The 8,517-nt window shown below is 47.8% G+C and carries 7 protein-coding genes; all 7 read right to left on the reverse strand.

Features of this window, described 5'->3' with window-relative positions; all coding sequences use genetic code 11:
- Positions 1–271: 271 nt before the first annotated feature.
- On the reverse strand, positions 272–1,018 hold the full coding sequence (locus EKM89_RS13100) for an amino acid ABC transporter ATP-binding protein (RefSeq protein WP_125689205.1): 747 nt from the start codon (positions 1,016–1,018) through the stop codon (positions 272–274).
- 82 nt (positions 1,019–1,100) lie between these two features.
- Positions 1,101–1,574, reverse strand: a complete 474-nt coding sequence (smpB, locus tag EKM89_RS13105; protein WP_125689207.1) for an SsrA-binding protein SmpB — start codon at positions 1,572–1,574, stop codon at positions 1,101–1,103.
- A 15-nt stretch (positions 1,575–1,589) separates the two neighbouring features.
- Complete coding sequence (gene rnr, locus EKM89_RS13110) at positions 1,590–4,007, reverse strand: ribonuclease R (RefSeq protein ID WP_125689209.1); 2,418 nt, start codon at positions 4,005–4,007, stop codon at positions 1,590–1,592.
- Positions 4,008–4,026: 19 nt separating this feature from the next.
- On the reverse strand, positions 4,027–4,770 hold the full coding sequence (locus tag EKM89_RS13115; RefSeq protein WP_125689211.1) for an alpha/beta hydrolase: 744 nt from the start codon (positions 4,768–4,770) through the stop codon (positions 4,027–4,029).
- Between the two features lie 78 nt (positions 4,771–4,848).
- Positions 4,849–5,085: a preprotein translocase subunit SecG gene (gene secG, locus EKM89_RS13120; RefSeq protein ID WP_125689213.1), complete on the reverse strand. Its 237-nt coding sequence runs from the start codon at positions 5,083–5,085 to the stop codon at positions 4,849–4,851.
- A 97-nt stretch (positions 5,086–5,182) separates the two neighbouring features.
- Positions 5,183–6,745, reverse strand: coding sequence for a ClC family H(+)/Cl(-) exchange transporter (locus EKM89_RS13125; protein ID WP_125689215.1), 1,563 nt, complete (start codon positions 6,743–6,745; stop codon positions 5,183–5,185).
- Positions 6,746–6,810: 65 nt separating this feature from the next.
- The gene (locus tag EKM89_RS14140; protein WP_191988774.1) at positions 6,811–8,415 is read right to left on the reverse strand and encodes an LPXTG cell wall anchor domain-containing protein; all 1,605 of its coding nucleotides are present in this window, start codon (positions 8,413–8,415) and stop codon (positions 6,811–6,813) included.
- Between the last annotated feature and the right edge of the window lie 102 nt (positions 8,416–8,517).

An 8,517-nucleotide genomic window follows, 5' to 3' on the forward strand; every position in this document is an offset into this window, starting at 1 on the left:
TACAAAAAAGAGGCCCAATTCGTAAATGAATTGAACCTCCGAAATTCCCTCCATCAACACCGGTTGACAAAGAGCCTATGTATCAACCCTTTATCAAAGAATACCACAATTCGTTGATAATTTAAACGAATAACTCTTGCAATATTTTTGATTTAAAAGTTTAATTGGGCAACTAACTTTCACCCTCTGCTTGAACCTATCGTCTTCACTACCTGTCGGCCAACTCAAAAAGCCCGAGAGTATTTTCTCAAGCCAATCAATTGCAACGCAATTAAACGTTCAGAACTTTATTCAGGAACTCTCGGGTCCGCGTGTTCTGCGGATGTTCGAAGACAGCGGTTGGTGTACCCGACTCTTGAATAATGCCATCATCCATGAAGACGACCTGATCGGCGACATTTTTGGCAAATCCCATCTCATGGGTGACGACCACCATGGTCATCCCATTCTCCGCCAACCGTTGCATAACATGGAGGACATCCCCCACCATCTCAGGATCAAGAGCAGAGGTTGGTTCATCGAACAACATAATTTCTGGGTCCATCGCCAGTGCTCGGGCAATCGCCACGCGCTGTTGTTGCCCACCAGATAATGAATTGGGCATTGCCATTGCCTTATCCTCCAGACCAACCTGTGTCAGAAGTTTCTCCGCCTGTTCATTAGCCACGACGCCACTCACCCCTTTTAGCTGTGTCGGACCAAGTGTGATGTTTTTTAAAACTGACAGATGGGGAAATAAGTTAAAGTGCTGAAAGACCATGCCAATATTTTCCCGAATTTGGTTCAAATTGACGTGCGGATCACCAATCCGCTGGCCGTCAACTTCCACCACCCCACTCGTAATCTCTTCTAACCCGTTTAGACAACGTAAAAAGGTACTCTTTCCAGAACCTGAGGGTCCAATCATACACAGCACCTCTTGTGCATAAACGTCTAACGTAATTCCCTTCAAGACTTCGTTACCAGCGAAGGCCTTGTGCAAATTTTCAACATGGATCTTAATTGGAGTTGCGCCCATAACCTGTTAACCTCCCGAATAACTCATTCTAGACAAAAGGGGAAGGGTTTAGCTATCCAGCTAACCTTCCCCTCACTCATTATCAGTAACGTTTCATGACCCGAGCAATCTGACGATCTTGTTCCCGTCGCTTAATGGTTTCTCGCTTGTCAAATTCACGTTTCCCTTGCGCAACACCAATCAGTACCTTGGCAAACCCATGCTTTAGGTAAACTCTTAGCGGGACCAGGGTTACCCCCTTGTCCTTCGTAGCAATACCTAAGCGCCGAATCTCCTTCTTGTGTAACAGAAGTTTTCGATTACGTAGTGGATCGTGATTGAAACGGTTCCCCTGAACGTACTCACTAATGTGTACGTTCATTAACCAAGCCTCGTTATTTCGAATCTGAGCAAAACCATCTTGCAAATTAATTCGACGTTCCCGCATAGACTTGATTTCGGTTCCCGTCAAGACGAGTCCGGCCTCAATCGTATCCGTCACCGTGTACTCATGACGGGCCTTTCGATTTTGAGCTAAAACATTATCTGGTGTTTTCTTGGACTTTTTCTTGACCAAGTTCTGTCACCTCGCTTAGTGACGACCACCTTGTGAGTTGTTACGGTGTTGGCCACCATTACCATTGGAATTATTCCGTTGGTGATTGCTGCCAGTATTCCCGTGTTGATTCGATGGTCGTTGATTCCCGTTACGGTGGTTCCCATTATGGTTACCGCCGCTTTGTTGATTATTGCCATTACCACGGCCATTACTATTGTTGCTCCGACCATGGAAATTGCCGCCGCGAGAACGGTGTTCGCGGTGTGGTAATAAGTCACTAGTTGGTGCTGCCTCTGGATTTAACAATTCAAAGTCAATTTCGCTCTGTTCCTTATCAACATGAATGACCTTGACCCGAATTGCTTGTCCAATCCGGTAAGTCCGCCGCGTGTTGCGCCCAACCAAGGCTAGGTACTTTTCAACGTATTCGTAATAGTCATCTTGCATCCGGCTAATATGAATCAACCCTTCGATGGTGTTTGGTAATTCAACGAACATTCCAAACTTCATGACGGAACTAACGACGGCATCGAACTCTTCGCCGACATGATCAGCCATGTATTCTGCCATCTTCATGTCATTGGTATCACGTTCTGCATCAATGGCCCGACGTTCAGCTTCGGACGTGTGCACACCGATTTCTTCCAAGATAGGAGCAAACTTTTCCTTACTAGCGTCGTTGATCCCATGATCTTCGTAATAATGAATCATTCGGTGAACCATGGTATCTGGGTACCGCCGGATTGGTGACGTAAAGTGAGTGTAGAATTCCGCACCCAGCCCAAAGTGACCTAAGGACTGATCGGCGTAACGAGCTTGCTTCAAGCTCCGTAACATCATTACGGAAACCATGGCTTCTTCCGGCTTACCGGCAACTTGCTTGAGAACGCCTTGTAACATCTTAGGACGCAAGTGGTTCGGGTCACCCTTAACGTTGATTCCGAAGGCCGTTAAGAATTCGAAGAAGCTCCGGACACGGTCACCATCTGGCGTTTCGTGGACCCGGTAAAGGAACGGAACTTTGGCGCGGAAGTAATGTTCCGCAACCGTTTCGTTAGCAGCTAACATAAAGGATTCAATCATCCGTTCAGCCAAGCCACGAGTCCGCAGCTTAACGTCAATGGCGTGACCTTTGTCATCCACAATGATTTCAGCTTCACGGTCGTCGAAGTCAATAGCGCCACGATGCTTCCGCTGCTTCAATAAGATTTTGTGTAACTCACCCATTTGTTCAAACATTGGGACGAGATCCTTGTAACGATCCATCGTCAATTGATCATGGGATTCCAAGATTTGGTTAACGGCCGTGTAGGTCATTCGGGCCTTAGAACGCATAACAGACGGGTGAATTCGATGCTTCACAACGTGGCCTTCTGGATTGATTTCCATGTCACAGCTCATACACAACCGAAGTTCGCCTTCATTTAACGAACAGATTCCGTTGGATAAGCGCCGTGGCAACATTGGAATAACTCGGTCAGTCAGGTATACACTGGTCCCTCGCTTGTAGGCTTCCTTGTCCAAGATAGAATCTTCCTGAACATAGTGCGAAACGTCCGCAATGTGGACTCCTAAATGGTAATTCCCATTGGGTAACTTCCACACCGTAACGGCATCATCTAAATCTTTTGAAGACTCGCCATCAATGGTGACTAAATCTTGCTTCGTGATGTCTTCACGGCCGGTCATTTCTTCTGGTAAGACGTGATCTGGAATTTCATCAGCGGCCTGCATCACTTCTTCAGGAAACTCTGATGGAATGTTGTGTTGGTAGACAATCTGTAAAATGTCGATACCGGGATCATCAACACTCCCGATGACTTGCTTGGCAATCCCCACCATGGCATCTGGATGCTCAGGGTTCGGATATTCCGTAATTTCTGCAGTCACCACTTCACCTGGTGTGGGGTTCAACCCAACGTTGGTCACGTAGAATTTATACTTCATGATCTTCTTGTCAGTCAAACGAACCTGACCTAAGTAACCGGCGTCATCGTCCGTCTGGAAGAATTCTCCAACGACCTGTTCATAGTGATGTTCCACAATTTCCGTGACTTTACCTTCTGGTCCCTTGCCACTTCGGGGGTCGCCGGCACGGACGATTTCGATTTTAACCGTATCACCGTTTAATGCCCGCAACGTATTATCAGGCGCGATATAGGCGTCTGGTTCAATCTTATTTTCATCGTAAGCAACGAAGCCGAAACCTTTGTCGTTACCATGGAAGATTCCGGTCAACGTCCGTTGGCTAGGATCCAATTGAAAATGACCATGGTCGGTAACCTGTACCAACCCATCCCGTTCCAGCTGTGCTAGCTCTTGCACGATCAGTTTAAAGGCAGCTGATCCGTGGTAATGCAGCGCATCAGAAATATCTTCTACTGTGTAGTTCTGGTCCGAGTGTGCTCGGAAGAACGCTGTTAAATCGGTTCTTAATTTATTATCTTGCACTATCGATTCCTCGTTATTTTTAAAAGATTGTGTGTAAAAAAGTTAAAATATCTGTCTCCAAAGCATGGTGAGCCGCATTCACAGTTAGAACGTGGCCCGCTCCCGCATACTCATGGAAATCAATTTGATTAGTTGGATAAGCATCCGCCAACCACTTACCAGAACGGGGATCGATCATTTGATCGGCTTCCCCCTGGGCGATAAAGACGGGCTGCTTGATTCTGTCTAAGTGAGTCGCCGTGGTGTCCGCAAAAGCTTGAATTGCCATTAACTGCGCATCGAGATGCGCCTGCACCCAAGCTAAACGTTGCGCCAGTTCTTCACCAGTCAGGTGTTGGGCGGTATAAGCTGCACGTGCCATCTCAATAAAAGCACTGGGGACATTGGTCTGTCCCTTAAAGATAACCGGAGATGCAATTGTTCCCCCACCCAATAGGTCAGCATCCATTTGTAACGCCCGGGTAGCAAATAATCCGCCTAAGGACAAACCAAAGATGGCAATCTGTTGGTAGCCACGCTGCCGTAAAAATGCGATGGCATCTTGCGTATCTTGCCACCAACGTTGCGGGGATCCTTCTTTCAAAATATCTGCAGGGTCACCCGTTGCATGGCCAGTAAAGATCGGTGCCAGTACCGTATACTGCTCGCTTTCTAACCGTCGCGCTAATAAGCGCATATCGTTAGAACTACCCGAATAGGCATGGAGCAGAATAACTGCTCGGGGCCCCTGCTCGAAAAAGAGCGGGGTTGGTTTTCGAATCATATCAAACCACCACTTTCCGCTATTTTTAGATAGTCTGTAAAAAAGCCCCCCGTAACAAACGAACAGGAGGCCACTTCTCTAGTGTGAAGATAGGTATACTAAAGCCATTGCCAGTCCAAAGAAAAGTACACTCAAGACAACCGTGACCTTTTGCATGAATGCTTCAAAGCCCCGGGGCTTTTGCTTCGCAAATAAATCATCCGCACCACCAGATAAAGCGGACAACGCGTCGTTGGTCTTAGCGGGCTGCATCATTACCGCGATAATGATAAGCACGGCGACAATTAAAATACACGTCATTAAAAAATTATACACAAATTTGCCTCCTACCTATTCAAATAGGTCTAATAGGTCTAACTATACTCTTCCTAATTTATCATAGTCAGTCCGTTTTTACCAGTCCCGAGCTTGCTTAATTCGGGATGTTCTGCTGCACATCATGCCGACGAACTCTGTCTAACTGCTGACGTACGTAAGCTCGATTCTGCCGATACGTGAAAATTATTAACGTGTCACCGGTCCTGAGAATGGTGTCCCCATGGGGAATTACCTCACGTTCACCCCGGCGAACACTGACGAGTAATGAACCCACTGGCCAGGATAAATCTCGCACCTGTTCGCCAGCAATTTCAGAACTTTCTTCAACCGGATATTCCAATCGATCAGTTGGTCCCTGCGAACTAAAATTGGCAGGCTTGACCATCCGCTCCAACATGGCCTCATAAATGGGTGCGCCACCAAGAACATCAACGGTAATATAGGCAACAATCGACACCACCGCCAGTGGCATCAAATGCTGTAACGTTCCGACCATTTCCGTAATCAGTAAAATTGCCGTAAATGGTGCCTTGGAGATACCGGCAAAGTAACCTGCCATCGCGTAGATCATGAAGTTAGCCACAAACATCCGTGGCAACCACCCCAACTCAACGAAGCTCCGAGCCCCAATTGCACCTAATAGCGCCCCCAACGTCAGAATTGGTAAAAAGATTCCACCAGGAAGTCCCGACCCATAACTAATCGTTGAGAAACAGAACCGCAAGATAAAGTAACCAATTAAGGGTAAGAGTAGTGGTGTGTTCTGGGCAAAACCAACAATCATCTGATTACCGCCGCCCAATGTCTCTGGCCATAACAAGCCAATCGGAATAACCAGTAGAAATGGAATGACACCATTTAGCCACTCTGGCAATATTTTTAGTTTTGCATACCAATCTCCACTGTTTAACGTTGCCCACTGGTAGCCGAAGCCTAGTAGGCCTAAACCAATTCCTAGAATGAGAAGTAACCCATAATATTTCAATGGCAAGGCTTGTTGAAAGTTAATGTGTAGAACTGGTGTAAGCCCAAAAACCTCATTCGACACGAAATTGGCAACGACCGCACTAGTTAGTGCCGTCAACCACACTAATGTTGAGAAACTGTGATAGACTTCTTCCAAAATAAACAGTGTTGAGGCGATTGGGGCGTTGAATGCAGCTGATAAGCCTGCAGCAGCCCCGCCTGCGATCATCAGTCGCCGCCGTGAGCCCGTGAAATTCAATCGCTCTGCAACTCCCTGAGCCACCGTTCCACCGAGTTGAATAGAAGGTCCTTCACGACCCAGAAAGAGCCCTGAACCGATACCTAAGATACCACTGACAAATTTCTTCCAAAGTGCTGGCCACCAGGCATAGTCCATTTCACCAGCCAACTGTCCCTCAACTTGTGGAATCCCAGAACCTTTGATCATCGGTGTTTGCTTTGTCCACCGCCCAACAATAACGGCCAGAACCAGCATGAAAATTGCCCAAGGAATGAGCCACAGTGGATGTTGGCCGAGCCACCCGTAACATCCCTGAACTATGATTAGGAGACGCTCAATGGCCAAGCGAAACACGCTCACGACCGCTCCAGCTAATAACCCGACTAAACTGCCAAAAGCGATGGCATTTAGTCGGGTTAAGTCGTGTTGGGTTGTTTTTTTCCGTTTCATCCATAAGTCCCCCTAACTAGTAAATAAACTGTCCATTTACTAGTCTATCACAGTTGGGAGAACGTTTAACGAATAAATCGTCGATAGAGCCAGCCAGTAATCAAACTGAGAAGTAAACCCAGTCCGACAATTTGCGCTGACGATTGCTTCTCACTAGTCTGCGGTAGGGGATTATTATCACTAGAATGTACTTTAGCGACCTTTTTCGATTGATTCGGAACTGACTGAAGATTTATCGTTCCACGATCCTTCTTCTTTTGCTTTAGTGGTTCACCGTTATCAGGTGCAGCTTCGTTCTTATCCTCTGAAACTGATTGCACCGCCGACTTGAAAGGCTTTGACTGAATGTCCGATGGCGTAACCATTTGTGCCGATGAACTATGATTACTAGCGGAACTAAGCACTGACATTTTATTTGGTTTACCTGTCACATTATGACTCTCGTTCAAATTTGTGCTTGGCTTTGTATCTGGCTTTGGTACTGGTACCGGATGTGGTGTTGGTGTTGGTGTTGGTGTTGGTGTTGGTGTTGGTGTTGGTGTTGGTGTTGGTGTTGGTGTTGGTGTTGGTGTTGGTGTTGGCTTCGGTTCTGGCTTCGGTTCTGGCTTCGGTTCTGGCTTCGGTTCTGGCTTCGGTTCTGGCTTCGGTTCTGGCTTCGGTTCTGGCTTCGGTTCTGGCTTCGGTTCTGGCTTCGGTTCTGGCTTCGGTACCGGCTTTGGCTTTGGTGCCGGCTCAGGTTTTGGTGCCGGCTCAGGTTTCGGTGCCGGTTCTGGCTTCGGTGCCGGTTCGGGCTTCGGCTTCGGCTCTGGCTCGGGCTTTGGCGCCGGTTCTGGCTTTGGTGCCGGCTCAGGTTTCGGTGCCGGCTCAGGTTTCGGTGCTGGCTTCGGTTCTGGCTTCGGCTTTGGCTTTGGTGCCGGCTCAGGTTTCGGTGCCGGCTCAGGTTTCGGTGCTGGCTCGGGCTTCGGTACCGGCTCTGGTTTCGGTACCGGCTCGGGCTTCGGTGCCGGTTCGGGCTTCGGTGCCGGCTCGGGCTTTGGTGCTGGTTCGGGTTTCGGTGCTGGTTCGGGTTTCGGTGCCGGCTCGGGCTTCGGTGCCGGCTCTGGTTTCGGTGCCGGCTCGGGCTTTGGCACCAGCTGATTCACCGGTGGTACCGTGATTGTCAACGGCTGTACCCGTACTTGCCAAGTATCAACTGGCTTAAAAACTCTACGAGTCGTTTCAGTCGTCGTCAAACGATAACCTTCTGGCGCAGTCAACCGTACGAGCCCACCCATCATCAACGCAGCATGGGTCTTATAACGACCAACCTGTTTTCCCGTTTCATCTAAGTAGTTTACAGCAACTGCTGCTTTAGATTCTGCATAGTACAACACATTGATTGGAACTGCGAGGTTTTGTTCTAACGCATGTTTCATAACCATAATCCGGAGACCTGGCACCATTAATTTCGGATGGCCCGGCACTCTTTCCCCTGGTGTCACCATTTGCGTCACTTTATCGAAAAAGGTAGTCGTCTTACTCCCATCGTCATTCGTCGTTGCTAACTTATAAGTAATCTCCCAAGGATAACTTGTTGTCGCGTCAGCCAAGGCTACATCGTTGCCGACGCCTAAGCTCACTCCAGTTAGTAATAAACTCATCATACCAAATGTGCGTTGAAAAATTTTCATTATGCTATTCCCCCTTCGTTATAGTGGTTCTATGATATTTGGTGTTGATAGAGAAATCTGTCGACGCCATTTTCTGTATAATAAAAGGGGCACACTGCCCCA

This window comes from Levilactobacillus fujinensis, from assembly GCF_003946335.1.
Lineage (GTDB): Bacteria > Bacillota > Bacilli > Lactobacillales > Lactobacillaceae > Levilactobacillus > Levilactobacillus fujinensis.

What these genes read in the sequence shown, in the direction of transcription:
- EKM89_RS14140 (WP_191988774.1), bottom strand. Translation starts at nt 8,415, where the DNA reads ATGAAAATTTTTCAACGCACATTTGGTATGATGAGTTTATTACTAACT.
- EKM89_RS13115 (WP_125689211.1), bottom strand. Translation starts at nt 4,770, where the DNA reads ATGATTCGAAAACCAACCCCGCTCTTTTTCGAGCAGGGGCCCCGAGCA.
- EKM89_RS13100 (WP_125689205.1), bottom strand. Translation starts at nt 1,018, where the DNA reads ATGGGCGCAACTCCAATTAAGATCCATGTTGAAAATTTGCACAAGGCC.
- EKM89_RS13125 (WP_125689215.1), bottom strand. Translation starts at nt 6,745, where the DNA reads ATGAAACGGAAAAAAACAACCCAACACGACTTAACCCGACTAAATGCC.